The sequence below is a fragment of the Pantoea sp. X-Soil-ISGK-275 genome (assembly GCF_059730795.1).
Genome location: NZ_AP035976.1, coordinates 139,911 through 157,622, shown reverse-complemented (window position 1 = coordinate 157,622; position 17,712 = coordinate 139,911). Strand labels below are relative to the sequence as shown.

Below are 17,712 nucleotides of genomic sequence, written 5' to 3'. Positions count from 1 at the left end.
TGTTTTTATCCTTACTTCTTGCCGGACTTGCTATCAACTTTGGGGTTGAGACGACGCCACGCATGACGTTTCAGCATCACCCATGCACCGCCGCCGACCAACGCTGACAGCAGCAGCGCCGCCAGCGCCATCAGCACCGAGTGCTGGTTGGCATACCACACCACCATCATGTACCACGGCATTTCGCCGCTCGGGAATTGCGGGCCGACGCGGAAGCTGCGAATGCCGTTCTCATCGGTGATGATGGCGGTATCGCCGCGAATACCGGCGTTGATGCGCGCGGAATTCAGGTCTTCATGCAGGCGCAGCAGTTGCTGATCGCTGGTCGCCACTGTCATCACCACTAAGCGATCCGGGTTCCACGGCGAGCGATAGCTGACAAAGCCGCGCCACGCTTCGTTAGAGGAGAAGTAACGATCGGCATCCAGCTGCTGGCGATACCAGTCGCCGGTCAGCCAGCCGCGCAGCTTGTCCCAGGTGGTCGGCTCTTTCACGCCCAGCGTGTTGCCGCTGGTATCAAACGGCGTGTTGGCCAGCATTGCCTGATTAAAGTCGTTGTTCTGCGTGGTGCTCACCGCCAGCAGATCGCTCTGCTGCAGACGCGTCATGTTGGTGCCGCCGTTTGGCAGGCCAAACAGCACCTGGTTTTGCAGCAGCGGCACGCCGGTGGCGTTCCCGGCGCGGGAAGCCATATCCAGCAGCGTCGAGATCTCCGCATCGCTTGGTTGTTCCGGCAGCAGCAGCGTGGTCTGCGAGAAGTCCGCCAGACGTGAGAATGGGAACGAGGCGCCCACAAAGTAAGAGAGGTTTGGCAGCATGGTGAAGTGGCGCGTGTGGCTTAAATCGATCCACGAATCCTCTTCGATGCGGCTCTTAATGTTGTTGTTCAGCAGCACGCCGCACGGTGCATCCGCTTTCGGCTTGATGTTGAAGTAGAGCGCCAGCTGGTTGTCACCGTAAATCAGGTACGGCTCGAGCTTCAGGGTGTAATGCTCCTGACGCGCGTCGCCGCCCAGACGATGCCAGGCGCTTTCCAGCAAGCCGACTTTATTTACCGTCAGGTTGCGCAGGAAGGTGCCGTTAATCATCACGTTGAGGAACGAGTTGTTCTCGTCAATCCAGCTTTCGGATGGGAAGCGATAGTGCAGCTCCACCGGAATGGTATCGCCATCCCACAGGAACAGATCCGGCGCGGCGCGGAAGTTAACGCTCAGCGCATCGTGCCAGATGCCGGTGGTGGTCAGGCTCTGATCTTTACGCAGCAGTTCGCTCAGACGCACCGGACGCGTGGTGTTAATCCAGCGCGGCGCATCGTACGGCTTACGCACGCCAATTGGCTGCGGCTGCACGTTCAGGCTGCTGGCATCGGTCGCCAGCGGCTGAGTGGTTAAACGGTTAGCGGCCTGACGCAGCTGGTCGTCATTCGCCCCGACCACCAGCAGCAATTTGTAGACCGGATTGTTGGGATTATCGATCACCTGCAGCAGCGGACCGTTGGTGGCTGGCAAGGTTACGGTGCCAATTTTGTCGCCCGGATGGCCGATCAGAATACCGTTGTGCTCAGGCAGATCGCCGCGCACTACCGGGAAACGGATGCCGCGATAATCCGACTGAATGCCCATCCACGATGCCACCAGCGCAGCGGCGCTGATGCTGTCCGGCGCGGCATTGGCGGCAAAGCCAAAGGTGACGCTGGCGGGCGTCATGCGCTGCGCATCGATAAATGGACGCGGGAAGTTACGCAGGCTGGTGCCAATGTTCAGCTGCTGGCCTTCAAGGCTCAGCGTGGTTTTCGGCAGAATCGATACCTGATACTGCTGCGCGCTCTCTTTCTCGCACAGCAGCTTGTCGGCATCGTTAATCTTGAAGCTGAGGTTGTTGCTTGAGACCACCATCGCCGCCGGAATATCCAGCTGGTAATCGCTGACATCGCTGTCGCTGGAGCCCAACGGCAAGGTGCCAAGCGGCTGACCATTCAGCATTAGCTGCAGCGAGGTGTTACGCGCTGCCAGCGCCGCCGAGACGCGCAGCGACAGATTGAGGCGCGCGTTGGTGATCACTTCATCGCTGGGCAGCGTGAACACGATACCGGATTGCAGCTGACCGCCGGTCAATGTAATGCCGCGCGGCTGGCCCATCTGCGCCACCGAAACAGTGCTGCTGATTGGCTGGTTGAGCGTCGCGGAAGCCGTCTCTGGCATCACCGCCGGTGCGGTTGGTGCTACCGTTGGCAGCACCATTTCTGGTGCGGCTACAGGTGCAGGTTCGCTGGCCGCCGGTTCGGCGGGAGTTTCATTTACCGTTGTCGGTGCGGTTGGCGGTGCAGCTTCCGGTGCAGTTTGTGGTGCGGTTTCTACTGGCGCATAAGGTGCCGCGCCTGCCGCCTGTTGCAGCTGTTGATCGGCCGCACTTTCAATGCCTTGCGGCGGCGGCACGTCAGAAAGCGCACCGCTATCCTGCGTGACCGCTGGGGTGTCGGCCCACGCTGGCGCAAACAGCAGCGCCGTTGCCAGCGAGCTTGCCAGCAACGTTTGCGTCAAATTCTTCATGCAGCGCTGTCCTCTTTTGCGGCGGGCTGGTTATCACGCTTACGCTTCTCACGGCGATCTTTCCAGGTCAGCCAGAACAGCTCAAAGACGGTACGAATAATGGTGCCAAGCGAAACCAGTGGATTGTCTTGCTTATATTCCGGCTGAATCCAGGCATCCGCGCGCGCCAACACCACGCGCACCAATTCACGACGGCGCGACAGCGGCATATCGCCAAAGCGCAGACGGATGCTCTCTTCATCGCCGGAGATTTTACTCACCGGAATGGTGATGGTGCCCGATTTCAGCAACAGGTCGATCTCTTCGATTTCATCGTGTTCGTGACGATTGTCCGGCGCATCCAGCTGCGCGCCGCCCATCGAAAGATCGCTGGTTTTCGTGCGCGACGAGATGCCGCTGGCGTAGTGAATCACCGCCGGAATCTGCACTTCAATACGGATGGTTTTACGCACTTGCTTGGTTTCGCGCGCCACGGCAATCGCCGCCATCAGGATAATCAGGCTGAACACCGCCCAGCCGACGTTGAGGGCGATAACGTAAGGATCGACGCCAAAGTAGTCATGCGCCGTCGCACGTACCACGCCAGCGATGATGCCAATCGACAGCAGCACCGCGACAATCACGTGTGGACGCACGATGTGGAAGTCGAAGAAGCCCTGATCGAGCAGGCCACCTTTATCCGTTACGTTAAACTTGCCGCGCTTCGGTGCCAGCATGGTCAACAGCGTGGGGATTACGAGGTGGAAGCACATCACGGTTTCGTAGATTTCGCCCCAGAAGGTGTAACGGAACTTGCCGTTCATCCGTGAGTTGACGTAGAGCGACATCACCAGATGCGGCAAGACGTAGGCGAAAATCAGCGATGCCGACGAGTGAATGATATTCAGGTTGAACAGCAGGTAGGCCAGCGGTGCCGTCAGGAACGCCACGCGCGGCAAGCCGAACTGGAAGTGCAGCATGGCGTTGAGGTAGCACAGACGTTGCTGCCACTTTAATCCACGGCCAAGCAGCGGATTATCGACGCGGAAAATCTGCGTCATGCCGCGCGCCCAGCGATTACGCTGCACCACGTGCAGACCAAGACGCTCGGTGGCCAGACCGGCCGCCAGCGGAATCGCCAGGAAGGCCGAGCCCCAACCGAGACGCTGCATTTTCAGTGCGGTATGCGCATCTTCCGTCACGGTTTCTACCGCAAAGCCACCGATCTCTTCCAGCGCGCTTCGGCGAATCACCGCACAGGAGCCGCAGAAGAAGGTGGCGTTCCAGTTATCGTTACCCTGCTGTACCGGGCCGTAAAACAGTGAACCTTCGTTCGGGATGCTGCGCGCCGCGCGCAGGTTACGCTCGAACGGATCCGGTGAATAGAAGTAGTGCGGGGTTTGCAGCAGCGCCAGCTTGGGATCTTTCAGGAACGGACCGACCGTCGCCTGCAGGAAGGTGCGCGTAGCCACGTGATCGCAGTCGAAGATGCAAATCAGCTCACCTTTGGTGATCTTCATGGCGTGGTTGAGGTTACCGGCTTTGGCGTGATTGTTATCGTCACGGGTGATGTAACCCACGCCGACGTCAGCGGCAAATACCGCAAACTCACTGCGTTTACCGTCATCCAGCAAATAGACCTTCAGCTTGTCGCGCGGGTAATCAATACACTGCGCCGCCAGCACAGTATCACGTACCACATCGAGGCTTTCATTGTAGGTTGGAACATACACATCCACCGTCGGCCACAGGCTGGTATCATCCGGCAAAGGTTCGATGGTGCGTTTTAATGGCCAGGTGGTTTGCAGGAAGCCGAGAATTAAGATCAGCCAGACGTACAGTTCGGCCAGATATAAGCCGATACCGAGAATCGCTTCAATCTCAGAATTAAATTGCAGCGTCTCCGTGGTGCGCCACCAGATATATCGGGTCGACATCAGCGCGGATAGGATAACCATGACGATAGTTATTTTGCGGCTTTTGCTGAAGCCCAGTAAAAACATCATGCCGATGCTGATTAAGCCAAATATATATTGCTTCTGGCTGTCCATAGGCGTGATGACGATTACCGCCGCCACTGGTGCAAGCACCAGCAGCAGCAGGTAAAACCCGAGTTTACTCATGATTCACCCTGAAGAAGCTGTGTTGTTATTATGGGGCCGGAGACGGCCTCATTATTAATAGTGGCTGCGAATAGGTGCCTGAACTTCGCCGTTGCCGACGGTGATATTCAGGATATTGGCTGCGCGTTTTGCCACTAATTCGATATCAAACGCAGCGGCGGAAGCTGGGCTGAAATCATAAACAGATTGTTGCGAGGCATTGGCTTCCGCGACACTTTCATCACGATGTACCACGCCTAATAAGTTCTCACCCAGGCGCTGCTGCATAAAAGCGGTAACTTCACGGCTAATATTGCGGCGATTGTCGCTCTGATTAAGCACAAAATAATGACCACGTTTATTATTTAGCGGCTGACCAATCATGCGGTCATTTTCAATTTGCGGCAGTAAAGAGACCGACGCGGTATCCGCTAACATCACCACTAAATGCATATCGGCAAGTGCCTGCATTGCTTTAAGCGCGGGACCCGGACCTGGCGGAAAATCGGCGATAATCACCAGTCCCGGATAATTCAATACCGTGTCCAGACCGCGTTTCAGGAAATGCGGATCTTTTACCAGGTTCTCTTCAAAACGTTCACGCTGCTCTTCACTGACTTCGCCATAAGGCATGACGAAAATGTTGCCGCCGGTGGTCAGAATCGATTGGCTCCAGTCAGCCTGATCTTCAGAGCGCGCGACAAAGCCGCGACCATCATTCAGCGGTACGCCGAAATGCAGGCGCAAGGCGTTCTGAACATCGAAATCGATTGCCAAGACCTTGCTGCCAGCGCGAGCCAAACTCCACGCAAGGTTGGCCGCCATGGTGGTTTTCCCTACTCCCCCTTTTGGCGAGCACACACAAACTAACGGCATAGCGCAATCTTCTCCAGTAGCGGTTTTAACGGTGTTTCTTTTGACAAATTAGCGGGCTCGGCCGGACGCGAGCGGAACAGCGCACCAAAGCGAGACGGTGCGGGCGCAGCCGGACGTGCCGGTTCAACCGCAGCGGCAAAGGTGTGCGCAGGGGCTGGCGCGATCGGCGCTGGCGCTGCCGGTGCAGGCGCGGCAACAGCAGCAGTCTGAGCAATTGGTGCAGCGGATGCGGCGACAGGTTTGGCCGGCGGAAACAGTGAAGTTGTGGCCTGACGCTCCACCAACGTGGCTTTTGGCGCTAATGGCGTAGCAGACGACACCGGTTTCGCTGATGTCGCGGGCGGGAACAGCGATGAGCCGGTCTCCGGCTGGGCAGCGGCAGGCGCGTTCAGGCTGTCGAGAATCGATCCACGAGCCGGACTGTCAGGTGCAGCCTGAGCAGGCTCCGGCGGTGCGCTAAATTCATCCCCGCGAATCGGATGCGGTTGCGGCATATCGATGCGCTGGCCGCTTCCTAATTCAGGCTCTTGATCGGTGGTCAATTGACGCAGTAACGCCCACTGACTTTGATCGGCTTCATGCGATTGACCGGACATATCCTTAAAAGCGATATCAAGCGTCTGCGTTTTCTCTTTAAAACGCTGCAGATCGTCGTAATTCTTCATGATCAGAGCCTGTAAAAGCGGGAGGGAATTTTCCGCGAATATATCACACACATTAAAAGACGGTGAGACAAATCTGATTATTAAAACGCCGCATTCAACAAAAGAATTCTATCTTTAAGATTGAAAAAACGGGCATGCAAGAAGCGTGCAGTTATTTATTGACGGGTATTAATTAGTATCAATTAACAGAAATAATTACGCAGGGGATTTTAACCTAAGCTACTGAATTTTCTCTATTGCGCTGCAATTTATGGATTTTATTTCATTGTGAAGTCGCTCACGCAATCCTGACGCAAATAAGAATTTGCCTTTACGCTTTAAGACCTGGTCAGGACCAATTGAACACTGATGCACTCGCGTAATGCTTTTTGCATGGCTTTGGCCATAACAGGTTTTGTCGTTAATTAATCTGATGTATTAAGGATAAAAGAAAGGCTCCCGCAGGAGCCTTCATTCATTTATAGCGGTAATTTATCACGCGCCCACTGGCTGGTTCTCATCCTGATCCACCGCGAAGCAGGCGATTTGTTGATCGCCATACTGCTTCAGCTTTGGCTGCAACTGAACGCAGGTGCCAAAACGACGACGGCAGCGCGCGTTAAACGCACAGCCCGGCGGCGGATTGAGCGGGCTCGGCAGTTCGCCCGTGAGCTTGATGCGCTCGCGGCGATCGTCCGGGTTAAGACGTGGTGTCGCTGACAGGAGCGCCTGCGTGTAAGGATGGCGCGGATTGCTGAAGATCGCCTCTTTGCTGCCCTTCTCAACGCAGCGGCCGAGATACATCACCATCACCTCATCGGCGATGTGTTCCACCACCGACAGGTCATGCGAGATAAAGACGTAGGACAAGCCTAAATCCTGCTGCAAATCCATCATCAGGTTAAGCACCTGCGCACGCACCGAAACGTCGAGCGCGGAGACCGGCTCATCGGCAATCAGCACATCCGGGTCGAGCATCAAACCACGCGCAATCGCGATACGCTGACGCTGGCCGCCCGAGAACATGTGCGGATAACGATCGTAATGCTCGGTTTTTAGGCCTACCTTCGCCATCATCTCCAGCGTTTTTTCTTTGCGCTCCGCTTTGGTCAGCGAGGTGTTGATCACCAGCGGCTCTTCCAGAATCTGGCTGATTTTCTTACGCGGATTGAGCGAACCATAAGGGTTCTGGAACACGATCTGGATTTTCTGACGACGCAGTTTCTGCGCCTGCGGATCGTGTTTTAACAGATCCTGACCGTGCCAGAACAGCTGGCCTTCGGTTGGCGTTTCAATCATGGTCAGCAAGCGGCCCAGCGTGGATTTACCACAGCCGGATTCACCCACCACCGCCAGCGTTTTGCCGCGTTCGAGGTTGAACGAGACGCCATCCAGCGCTTTTACCAGACGTTCCTGGCCAAACAGACCTTTCTTCACCGGGTAGTGTTTTTTCAGGTCAATCGCCTGCAGCAGGTAATCCTGCTGGTTGTTATCAAGACTCATAAGTCGGTCTCCCGGCATCATCCAGTGGGAAGTGACATTTGGCCTGACGGCCCGGAATGTCGCGCAGCTCCGGCTCTTCGCGGCGGCAGCGATCGGTCACATACGGGCACCGCGGATTTAACAGGCAGCCGGTTGGACGATCGTATTTTCCCGGTACCACGCCCGGCAGCGAGGCCAGACGCGCTTTATCGGCGGCAAACTCCGGCAGCGCGCGCAGCAGCGCCTGCGTATACGGATGACGTGGCGCTTTGAAGATATCCACCGCTTTACCGCTTTCCACCACTTGTCCGGCATACATCACGATGATGTGCTGTGCCGCTTCGGCCACCAGCGCCAGATCGTGAGTAATCAGGATCAGCGCCATGTTCTCCTGCTTCTGCAACTCCAGCAGCAGTTCGATGATCTGCGCCTGAATGGTGACGTCGAGTGCGGTGGTTGGCTCATCGGCGATCAGCAGTTTCGGTTTGCAGGCAATCGCCATGGCGATCATCACGCGCTGGCTCATACCGCCCGACAGCTGATGCGGATAGACATCAAGACGCGATGCCGGGTCAGGAATGCCCACCTGATCGAGCAGATCAATCGCGCGCTGACGACGCGTACGTTTGCTGCCGCCCTGGTGCACCTTCAGCGCTTCCATGATCTGGAAACCCACGGTGTAGCACGGGTTGAGGCTGGTCATGGGGTCCTGGAAAATCATCGCTACTTCTGCGCCCACCAGCTGGCGGCGCTCTTTTTCGGAGATTTTCTGCAGGTCGCGCTGGTTGAACTCCAGTTTTTCCGCCATTACGCGGCCGGGATAATCAATCAGGCCCATAATCGCCAGTGAACTCACGGATTTGCCCGAGCCAGATTCACCAACAATACCCACCACCTGGCCTTGCTCGACCTGATAGCTGATGCGGTCAACCGCACGGAACGGTGTTTTTTCGTCGCCGAAATGCACCGATAACTTGTCTACATTTAATAACGCCATCTCGGTGCCTCTTTACTGCTTGAGTTTCGGGTCGAGTGCATCACGCAAACCATCGCCCATGAGGTTGAATGCCAGAACCGTTAGCAGAATGGTCACTCCAGGGAATGTCACCACCCACCAGGCACTTTGCGCATACTGCAACACGTCGGAGAGCATGGTGCCCCACTCCGGCGTTGGCGGCTGCGCCCCCATACCGAGAAAGCCCAACGCCGCCATATCGAGGATGGCGTTGGAGAAACCTAATGATGCCTGCACGATCAGCGGTGCCAGGCAGTTAGGCAGAATATTGATGAACATCTGGCGCAGCGTACCGGCACCCGCCACGCTCGAAGCGGTGACGTAATCGCGGTTCACTTCAACCAGCACCGCAGCACGCGTCAGACGGATATAGTGCGGCAAGGCGACGAAGGTAATCGCCAGCGAGGCGTTAACAATCGACGGACCAAAGATTGCCACCAGCACCAATGCCAGCAGCAGGCTTGGCAGCGCCAGCATGATATCGACCACACGCATAATGATGGCGTCAACCACACCGCCGAGGTAGCCGGCCATCAGACCAAATATCACGCCGAGAATCAGCGACAGCACCACCACCATGCAGCCGACCAGCAGCGACAGGCGCGCGCCGTACATCAGGCGCGACAGCACATCGCGGCCCACGTCATCGGTACCGAGGATGTAGCTCCAGCTGCCGCCTTCCTGCCAGACTGGCGGATGCAGCAAGGCATCGCGGAATTGCTCGGCCGGTGCGTGCGGTGCCAGCACATCAGCGAAGATGGCGATCAACAGCATCAGAACGATGTAAACCAGGCCGATTACCGCGCCTTTGTTACGTTTGAAGTAGTGCCAGAATTCCTGCAACGGGGTCATCGGCTTGGGTGCAGCAGTTACGCTTGCGGGATCAACAGCAGACATGATTCCCCCTTATTTCTTATGACGGATACGTGGATTGACCACGCCGTACAACAGATCAACCAGCAGGTTGACCACGATGATCAGAATCGCCACCAGCAGCACGCCGCCCTGCACCACCGGATAGTCACGGCGTTGCAGCGCTTCGATCAGCCAGCGACCAAGTCCTGGCCACGAGAAGATGGTTTCGGTCAGAATCGCACCGGCCAGCAGCGTACCGACCTGCAAACCGATTACGGTGACAACCGGCAGCATGGCGTTACGCAGCGCATGCACCACAATCACACGCATACGCGTCAGGCCTTTGGCACGCGCGGTACGGATGTAATCTTCACCCAGCACTTCCAGCATTGAGGATCGCGTCATACGCACAATCACCGCCAGCGGAATGGTGCCGAGCACGATGGCCGGCAAAATCATGTGCATCACCGCATCTTTGAAATCGCCCTCTTCGCCCCAGAACAGCGTATCAATCAGCATAAAGCCGGTGAGTGGATGGCTGTCGTCGAGGAAGATGGTGTCGCTGACGCGCCCGGAGACCGGCGTGAGGTTCAACTGCACCGAGACCAGCATGATCAGCATGATGCCCCACCAGAAAATCGGCATCGAGTAACCGGTGAGCGAGATGCCTACGGCGGTGTGATCGAAGATCGAGCCGCGTTTTACTGCGGCCAGCACGCCAACGGGAATACCAACCGCCACGGCGAACAACATGGCGCAGATGCCCAGTTCCAGCGTGGCTTTGAAGCGTGGTACGAATTCGTCCCAGACCGGGATACGGCTTTTCAGCGAGATGCCGAGGTCACCGTGCAAGACGCCGTTGATGTAGGTGAGATATTGCTTCCACATCGGCTGATCGAGGCCAAATTGCGCCATCAGTTGCGCGTGACGTTCAGGAGAGATACCGCGCTCGCCGGCCATGATCAGTACCGGATCGCCGGGGATCAAGTGGACAAACGCGAAGGTCAATAATGTGATACCGATGAACGTTGGGATGACAAGGCCCAAACGTCGGAGTACGAATTGCAGCATAAGCCTGGTTCTCTGACATTTCCCACAGCGTTACCGCCGGGGACAACATTGCTCAACACTCGCAGCCCGCCAGGGGCAGACGCGACGCAAGAAGCGCTTCAATATTAGAATTTGCCGGAAAAAAAGAGCGGAATACGGGCGGCGAAGGTGCCGCCCGAGGGCCAGCAATGCTGGCCCTGACCGCGATAATCCGAAAGGTTATTCCTGGATATCGACGTTTTCGAAGTGATGTTTACCTAATGGATCAACCACATAACCTGTTACTTTCTTGCTCACTGGCTCGTATACGGTTGAGTGAGCGATGATCAGCGCTGGCGCCTGGTCATGCATCACTACCTGAGCCTGTTTGTACAGTTCAATACGTTTGTTGTGATCGGCTTCAGCACGGGCTGGCTGAATCAGATCTTCAAACGGCTTGTAGCACCAACGTGAGTAGTTAGAACCGTCTTTCGCCGCTGCACAGCTGAACAGCGTGGCGAAGAAGTTATCTGGATCCCCATTATCACCGGTCCAGCCCATCATTACGGTCTGGTGTTCACCGGCTTTCGCACGCTTCAGGTACTCGCCCCATTCGAAGGTGACGATTTTGGCTTTCACGCCAATTTTCGCCCAGTCAGCCTGAACCATTTCCGCCATGCGGCGTGCGTTCGGGTTGTATGGACGCTGAACCGGCATTGCCCACAGGTCGATAGAGAAACCATCCGCCATGCCCGCTTCTTTCAGCAGCGCTTTCGCTTTCTCAGGATCGTAGGCGTAATCTTTGATGTCGTCGTTGTAGCCCCACATAGTTGGTGGGATCAGGTTTTTCGCGGCCTGACCAGCGCCCTGATAAACGGCATCAATGATGGCTTGTTTGTTCACCGCCATGGTCAGTGCCTGACGCACTTTCACGTTATCCAGCGGTTTTTTCTCGGTGTTGAACGACAGGTAACCGACGTTCAGACCAGGCTGTTCCATCAGGTTAATTTTGTCGTCTTTCTTCATGCTGGCGAGATCGGCCGGGTTCGGATACGGCATTACCTGGCACTCACCCTTCTGCAGTTTCGCATAACGCACAGACGCATCTGGCGTGATGGAGAACACTAAGCGATCAATCTTCGGCTTGGTGCCCCAGAAGTCTGGGTTCGCTTTGTACAGAATGCGCGAGTCTTTCTGATACTGCTGCAGTACGAACGGACCGGTGCCCACTGGATTGAGGTCCAGCTTCTCAGGCGTGCCCGCTTTCAGCATGTTGTCGGCATATTCTTTAGAAATGATTGAGGCGAAGTCCATGCCGAGGTCAGCGATGAACGGCGCTTCTGGGCGCGTCAGGGTGAAGCGTACGGTGTAATCGTCAACTTTCTCGATTTTGGCGATCAGCTTAGGCATGTCCATGCCTTCGAAGTATTCGTAGCTGCCGCCAGAAACACCGTGGTATTTGTTGTTTTTGTCGAGCTGACGCTCGAAGGAGAACACGACGTCATCGGCATTAAAGGTGCGGGTTGGCTTGAAGTCTTTGGTGGTTTGCCACTTCACGCCCTGACGCAGGTGGAAGGTATAGGTTTTACCGTCCGCGCTGACATCCCATTTTTCTGCCAGGCCTGGCTGCAGCTCGGTGGTACCGGTTTTGAACTCAACCAAACGGTTGTAGATCGGTACGGAGCTGGCGTCGTAGGTGGTGCCCGATGTGAAGAGCTGCGGGTTGAAGCCTTCCGGCGAACCTTCTGAACAATAAACGAGGGTTTTCGCCTGGACACCAGCGGCAACGGTCATAGCAATCAGGCTGAGACCGACCTTCAGCATCCTGGATTTAGCCAGGGAGTTGATCATGTTTTGCTCCATTGTGATGTGATGTTGTGTGCGTCGCCCGACCTCTGATTTTTTTATGCGGTTCGGGCAGGTCAATTAAGAGTAAGCAAAATGTGAGCGGTTATTTTTTTGTGCTGGCACCGTGGAATCTGTCAGACACGTCCTTCTCTACATTTTATTGACGCATCAATTTGTCAACAGTTGCAATGAACGTCAATACAGTGTGGGGTTATTTACACAGAGTGTGAGTAAGTGCAAGCAACGATAAAAAACACCCTTCTCAGCGTAAGCCAAAATTAAAAAAGGTGATAAAGCGCTCAATGCCGCGTGATTATCTGGCTATGTAGCCAAATGGCAGTGATTATCACCGTTAAAAAACACACAAAACTTATTGGTAAATGTTGAATATCTGAACGATTCTTCGTGCGTTATGACGTTCAGGCAGCGGAATGTGCTAGTGAAATGGCATAAGAAATCAGCATGATGCATAAACCGGTCATAAGAAGAATGTTTCGCGAATTAAGCGCGCGGGTTCGATTTGGCGTGGGGTGCACGGGGTTAAGTTGGGATAATGGTGAGTATTGTTGGTTTGGGAGATGGAACGAGTAAATTTAGGGGTTTTGATGATTATTGGTGCGTTGCTCAGGAAAGGCGGCTCGAACGCAAAGTCGGCGTGAATACGTCCCTGTAGCCTCGACCGCCGCATCCCTGCGGCGGACGCTTTGCTAACCGAGCCGCCTTCCCATCGCTCTGCTGACTTTAGTTTTTGCTGTTAAAACAATGCAGAGGATTTTGATTAAGGATGGAATACAGGGCCGCGGAGTAAAGCTTCCGACGCATGGATGCGTCGGCAGAGCCCACAGGGATGTGTCCACGGCGACTTTACGGAGCGGCCCTGTATTTCAGCCTGATCGGCTGAGGAGCGAACTATATAGAATCCCAAATTACAGACGAAAAAAAACCTGCTTATAAAAGCAGGTTTCTTCAAAGATGGTCGGCGAGAGAGGATTCGAACCTCCGACCCACTGGTCCCAAACCAGTTGCGCTACCAAGCTGCGCTACTCGCCGATGGGGGCGCATATTACTGCGCTGCTAAAAAAGCGTCAATGCCTTTTACTGAAAACCCATCTGATCGCCTGGAAAGCAAGCAGAAGTCAGCAACCCCAGCAAATCACAGCGGTTTAGCAGGCGTGGCCGGAGGTGCCGAACACCAGTTATTCGCGTCTTTAATTCCGCCGTCTGGCGAGGTGTAGCCGAGGCAACCCATAATGGTATCGAACAGCTCAACATGGCGATGAGTTTTACCCACGCGCTGCTGTGCCTGCAAACGTTCGAAGTTGCTGCGGTTAGTTGGGTCCTCAAGATACTTATCAGAAGCCCACACCATCATCGGTACGCGGAATTGCTCCGGTGGCGCCATCTCGCGCGGCGTGCCGTGCAAGTGCATATTCTCGCTAATCGACTCACCGTGATCGGAGGCGTAGAACACAATCGCCTTCTTATCACGCAGTTGATCGAGCACGCTGTCCAGCATGGTATCAACGTACAAAATCGAGTTGTCATAGGCATTAATCAACTGCGCTTTACTGCACTTCTCATCAACGCCCATGCATTCCGGCTTATAGCGCGCGAAATCACGCGGGTAACGCTGAGAATAAAGGTAGTGCGAGCCTTTAGTGTGCAGAATCACCACATGCTTGCCTTTCGGGAAGCGTTGTAACGATGCCTGTAACTCCGGCACTAACAGCATGTCATCGACCGCTTTGCCCTGATTACGCTTCTCTGAGCCAATCTGCTCGCGGAACGAGAAGTTATTGGTGTCAGCGTTATCGTAGAACCACACTTCGCTCTGCATCGCGAACAACTCAGACGTAAAGCCCAGCTCTTTCAATACAGCGAAAACGTTTTGTTCTTTCAGCGTGCGACCCGGATTATCCATGGTGCCGCCTTCGCGCACGAACATGCAGCGCAGCGACAGCTTGGTGGCGGTATCACAAGATTCACCACGGAACGCGACCAGATTCTTCTCTTTCGACAGCTTCGGCGTGGTATCACGATCGTAGCCAAGCATCCCCATGTGATCCCAGCGCGTGGTTTCACCAATCACGAACACCATATAGGTATCGTCGATGCCCGCTGGCGCGACGTAGGTAAATTTCTTCGCCGGATCGAGCAACTCCTGGCCATCCCACTCTTCATCGACTTTAGTCCAGGCAAACAGGCCCAGTGCGGCGATCCAGTTGGATGGCAGATAGGAGTGCGCCACCACGCCGCCATAACTCGGTAAATCGATGTTGGTGATTTCTTCATTCACCTTTTGCAGCTTGTCGAAATAGCGAATTGGCAGCCACACCAGCGCGACGCTAAGCAGCATAACGGCTATCGGCTTCAGACGTTGGCCAGGCGTTTTAAGTTGTTCAATCAGCGTGTGGCTGAGGTTATTGCGCCAGATAAGCAGCAGCGGCAGCGCGCTCACCAGCACCATCCACAACACGAAATGCAGGCCAATCACTTCTTTAGAGAGATCGATATCGGTGGTCATCACCGAGGCGATAATGCCGTAACCAATCACCACGTTGAAAAACGCCATGTAATAGGCGGCAGCAACAGAAATGATCACGGTGAGTGTGGCCAGTATGCGATAAGCCCATTTCCCGCCCAGCGACAGCAGGCGCATCAGGAAAAAGGTGAGAAGTACGGCAGCCATCACTTCTGCGGCAGCTGAGAGCCAATTTGAGATATTGGATTTTGTTAAAAAGCCGTCAAAGCGGCGATAAAATATTGGCAAATTCAATAAGATGCCCAGATAGAGGGCAAGCAGCAGAGACAGCTTTTGCTGCGTTAAACTTTTAATATAATTCATGAAAATATCTATTCCCGACCTGGTGTCGTTGTATCAACCGTTATGTGACTGTTTAAAGACAGCAGAGTTCGCTAAACCGCGGAAAAAGCGTGACGCAAGATGCAGGATCGGGACGATTCCGACTGGCGAAAGGGCGATGGCGCGAAGCCGAGCAGTAGAACATTTAACCAATGGTAAGACCAGACAATTTTTCTAATTGAAGCAGTTCGAATGTAATTCAGATGTAAAAAAGGCTCCCGCAGGAGCCTTTTATCGCTAGCCACATCAATTAGTTGATGATGTTCAGCGTCACGTCAATGTTGCCACGCGTTGCGTTTGAGTATGGGCAAACGATGTGCGCCGCATCCACCAGCTTCTGCGCTTCAGCCGCATCCATTTCTGGCAGATGGATATTCAGCTTGGCTTCAATTCCGAAACCGTTCGGGATTGGGCCAATACCCACTTCGCCTTCAATCCATGCATCTTTCGGCATCGCAATCTTGTCGCGGCCAGCTACAAACTTCATCGCGCCGAGGAAACAGGCTGAATAACCCGCGGCAAACAGCTGCTCTGGGTTAGTCACTTCGCCGCCTGCGCCGCCCATCTCTTTTGGCACGCCCAGTTTTACATCCAGCACGTTGTCAGAAGAAGTCGCACGACCATCACGACCGCCGGTGGCTTTTGCTTTTGCAGTATAAACAACTTGTTCTAAAGACATAATAACCTCGTTAATTCGCTATATAATCGCGCACTACTTATTATGCGCAAACCTGAACGTCATCTATGGGGATGTCGGGACAGCGACTTCCCCTACTCAACATCAATTGGCGCGGTAAAGGCTGTCGCGCAAATCGTCTAACTGACCTTTCAGTGACGCCATTGCCTGATCATCGCAGGCCGTCGCACACTGAATGGCTTCCGGAATGCTTTCCGCTTTCTCACGCAACGCTCGACCTTCATCGGTCAACGTCACCACAACCTGACGCTCATCCTGGCGTGAACGCTGGCGTCGCAGTAAACCCGCGCTCTCCAGACGTTTCAGCAGCGGCGTCAGCGTTGCTGAATCAAGAAACAGCTGCTCACCAATCTCGGAAACCGTCACATCGTCCTGATTCCACAGCACCAGCATCACCAGATATTGCGGATAGGTAATCTCCAGCCTGGATAGCAGCTGGCGATAGACTTTGTGCATCGCGAGATTCGCCGAATACAGCGCAAAGCAGAGCTGCTGATCTAACTGAAGTGGCGCCTGCTTCACTTTTTTGTCATCTTGATTACTGTTCATGGGTTTGAATATAAATAGCGCGCTAGATAATTGCAAGCGACTTTTCTCTGGGAGAGTGAAATATGCGAGATTCACTGGAAGAGCAAGCGCGCCGTTATGCCACTGAAGCGCATGCTGCTGCGGGTCAACGCCGCAAATACACTGACGAGCCTTACATTGTGCATCCGGCTGCCGTCGCCGAATTAGTGCGTAGCGTTACCGATGATGAACAGATGATTGCCGCCGCCTGGCTGCATGACACGGTCGAAGACACGCCCAGCACTCTGGATGATATCGAGCGCCATTTCGGCGCGCGCGTGGCGGACCTGGTAGATCAACTCACCGACAGCGCGCAGCCTGCAGCGAAAAATCGCGCCGCACGTAAGCTGGCGCATTTCCGTCATACCGCCGATGCCTCGCCCGAGGCGCAAACCATCAAGCTGGCCGACATCATCGACAACACCCGCGCCATCGTGCAGTACGATGCCGACTTTGCGCGCGTGTATCTGGTGGAAAAGCAGATTCAGATTCAGCTCCTGCGCGAGGGCGATAGTCATTTGTGGCAGCAAGCTGAACAAACCATCAAACAGGGATTAGCGCAATTAGCGCAGCCGCCATACAGCGTGCCAGAGAGTTGGTTCATCAAACAGGCGGCAAAGTACGGCGCTATAAATTAAAAAACCCGCCATTTAGGCGGGTTGGAGCATCCTCAACAAGGATTACTCCAGCAGCTGGCGCCCTAAATACGGGTTAGCTTGTAACAGCTTCATCAGTTTGCGCGCCGTAGCGGAAGGACGCGTACGTTGCGCCTCCCAGCTTTTAACTGACGAAACGCTAACACCCATCACGCGGGCAAATTCGTCAACCTGCATGCCGGTCATTTCGCGTAAACGCTGCGGCTCGGGAACTGTAGTCTGGTTGATAGAAATTTCTGATACGGATGGCTTAGCGTCACGTGTCAAAACAATCTGCTCAAGGCTGCTGAGCAACTCGACCATGGGATCTTTTAATTCCATAGAGAACTCCTTAAAAACTCACTATGAAGCACGTGAAAGTAGAGAGGTAAGCGCCACCAGGCGCTGAAACCGGACGATCAGGCTGTATCCCGTAGCGGTTTCGCATAGTTATTATCAAACCGATGCGGGACACAGCCTGTTGAGCACTGCAAAAGATGTCAGGGCAATGCAACAATAGTTCGGGTTTCTAAGTATGGGACAGATCCCCGACTTTGCTGCCAGATTCCTG

14 protein-coding genes and 1 tRNA gene are annotated in these 17,712 nt (G+C 54.7%); 1 reads left to right on the top strand and 14 read right to left on the bottom strand.

Annotated features, from left to right (window positions below; genetic code table 11):
• Window positions 1–11 precede the first annotated feature (11 nt).
• From bcsB to AC6I8A_RS00665, 13 genes are all read right to left on the bottom strand, one after another.
• Window positions 12–2,549: a cellulose biosynthesis cyclic di-GMP-binding regulatory protein BcsB gene (gene bcsB, locus AC6I8A_RS00725; RefSeq protein ID WP_497817875.1), complete on the bottom strand. Its 2,538-nt coding sequence runs from the start codon at window positions 2,547–2,549 to the stop codon at window positions 12–14.
• The gene (gene bcsA / locus AC6I8A_RS00720) at window positions 2,546–4,651 is read right to left on the bottom strand and encodes a UDP-forming cellulose synthase catalytic subunit (RefSeq protein ID WP_312179738.1); all 2,106 of its coding nucleotides are present in this window, start codon (window positions 4,649–4,651) and stop codon (window positions 2,546–2,548) included. Before bcsA ends, bcsB begins: the two co-directional genes overlap by 4 nt.
• Window positions 4,652–4,705: 54 nt before the next feature.
• A complete protein-coding gene (bcsQ, locus tag AC6I8A_RS00715) occupies window positions 4,706–5,506 on the bottom strand; it encodes a cellulose biosynthesis protein BcsQ (protein ID WP_256698000.1) in 801 nt (266 codons plus the stop codon).
• On the bottom strand, window positions 5,497–6,171 hold the full coding sequence (gene bcsO / locus AC6I8A_RS00710; RefSeq protein WP_265301612.1) for a cellulose biosynthesis protein BcsO: 675 nt from the start codon (window positions 6,169–6,171) through the stop codon (window positions 5,497–5,499). The genes bcsQ and bcsO overlap by 10 nt, the downstream gene beginning before the upstream one ends.
• 474 nt (window positions 6,172–6,645) lie before the next feature.
• The gene (gene dppF / locus AC6I8A_RS00705) at window positions 6,646–7,653 is read right to left on the bottom strand and encodes a dipeptide ABC transporter ATP-binding subunit DppF (RefSeq protein WP_256697996.1); all 1,008 of its coding nucleotides are present in this window, start codon (window positions 7,651–7,653) and stop codon (window positions 6,646–6,648) included.
• On the bottom strand, window positions 7,643–8,629 hold the full coding sequence (gene dppD, locus AC6I8A_RS00700) for a dipeptide ABC transporter ATP-binding protein (RefSeq protein ID WP_008104610.1): 987 nt from the start codon (window positions 8,627–8,629) through the stop codon (window positions 7,643–7,645). The genes dppF and dppD overlap by 11 nt, the downstream gene beginning before the upstream one ends.
• A gap of 12 nt (window positions 8,630–8,641) precedes the next feature.
• Entirely contained in the window at window positions 8,642–9,544 is a 903-nt protein-coding gene (gene dppC, locus AC6I8A_RS00695) for a dipeptide ABC transporter permease DppC (RefSeq protein ID WP_061719333.1), read from the bottom strand.
• A 9-nt stretch (window positions 9,545–9,553) separates the two neighbouring features.
• Window positions 9,554–10,573, bottom strand: coding sequence for a dipeptide ABC transporter permease DppB (dppB, locus tag AC6I8A_RS00690; RefSeq protein ID WP_497817874.1), 1,020 nt, complete (start codon window positions 10,571–10,573; stop codon window positions 9,554–9,556).
• A 198-nt stretch (window positions 10,574–10,771) separates the two neighbouring features.
• Entirely contained in the window at window positions 10,772–12,382 is a 1,611-nt protein-coding gene (gene dppA / locus AC6I8A_RS00685) for a dipeptide ABC transporter periplasmic-binding protein DppA (RefSeq protein WP_008104616.1), read from the bottom strand.
• 970 nt (window positions 12,383–13,352) lie between these two features.
• Window positions 13,353–13,429: transfer RNA gene (locus AC6I8A_RS00680), tRNA-Pro, on the bottom strand.
• A 103-nt stretch (window positions 13,430–13,532) separates the two neighbouring features.
• Complete coding sequence (eptB, locus tag AC6I8A_RS00675) at window positions 13,533–15,224, bottom strand: kdo(2)-lipid A phosphoethanolamine 7''-transferase (RefSeq protein WP_265301591.1); 1,692 nt, start codon at window positions 15,222–15,224, stop codon at window positions 13,533–13,535.
• Between the two features lie 268 nt (window positions 15,225–15,492).
• Complete coding sequence (locus tag AC6I8A_RS00670; protein ID WP_008104621.1) at window positions 15,493–15,921, bottom strand: organic hydroperoxide resistance protein; 429 nt, start codon at window positions 15,919–15,921, stop codon at window positions 15,493–15,495.
• A gap of 102 nt (window positions 15,922–16,023) precedes the next feature.
• On the bottom strand, window positions 16,024–16,488 hold the full coding sequence (locus tag AC6I8A_RS00665; RefSeq protein ID WP_436332507.1) for a MarR family winged helix-turn-helix transcriptional regulator: 465 nt from the start codon (window positions 16,486–16,488) through the stop codon (window positions 16,024–16,026).
• Between the two features lie 62 nt (window positions 16,489–16,550).
• Here AC6I8A_RS00665 and AC6I8A_RS00660 point away from each other — a divergent pair, with 62 nt between their 5' ends.
• Window positions 16,551–17,144 (top strand): HD domain-containing protein, encoded by a 594-nt coding sequence (locus AC6I8A_RS00660; RefSeq protein ID WP_293795648.1) that lies wholly within the window; start codon window positions 16,551–16,553, stop codon window positions 17,142–17,144.
• Window positions 17,145–17,186: 42 nt separating this feature from the next.
• Here the strand turns inward: AC6I8A_RS00660 and AC6I8A_RS00655 are convergent, their stop codons facing one another.
• Entirely contained in the window at window positions 17,187–17,483 is a 297-nt protein-coding gene (locus tag AC6I8A_RS00655; RefSeq protein ID WP_008104629.1) for an HTH-type transcriptional regulator, read from the bottom strand.
• Window positions 17,484–17,712 lie beyond the last annotated feature (229 nt).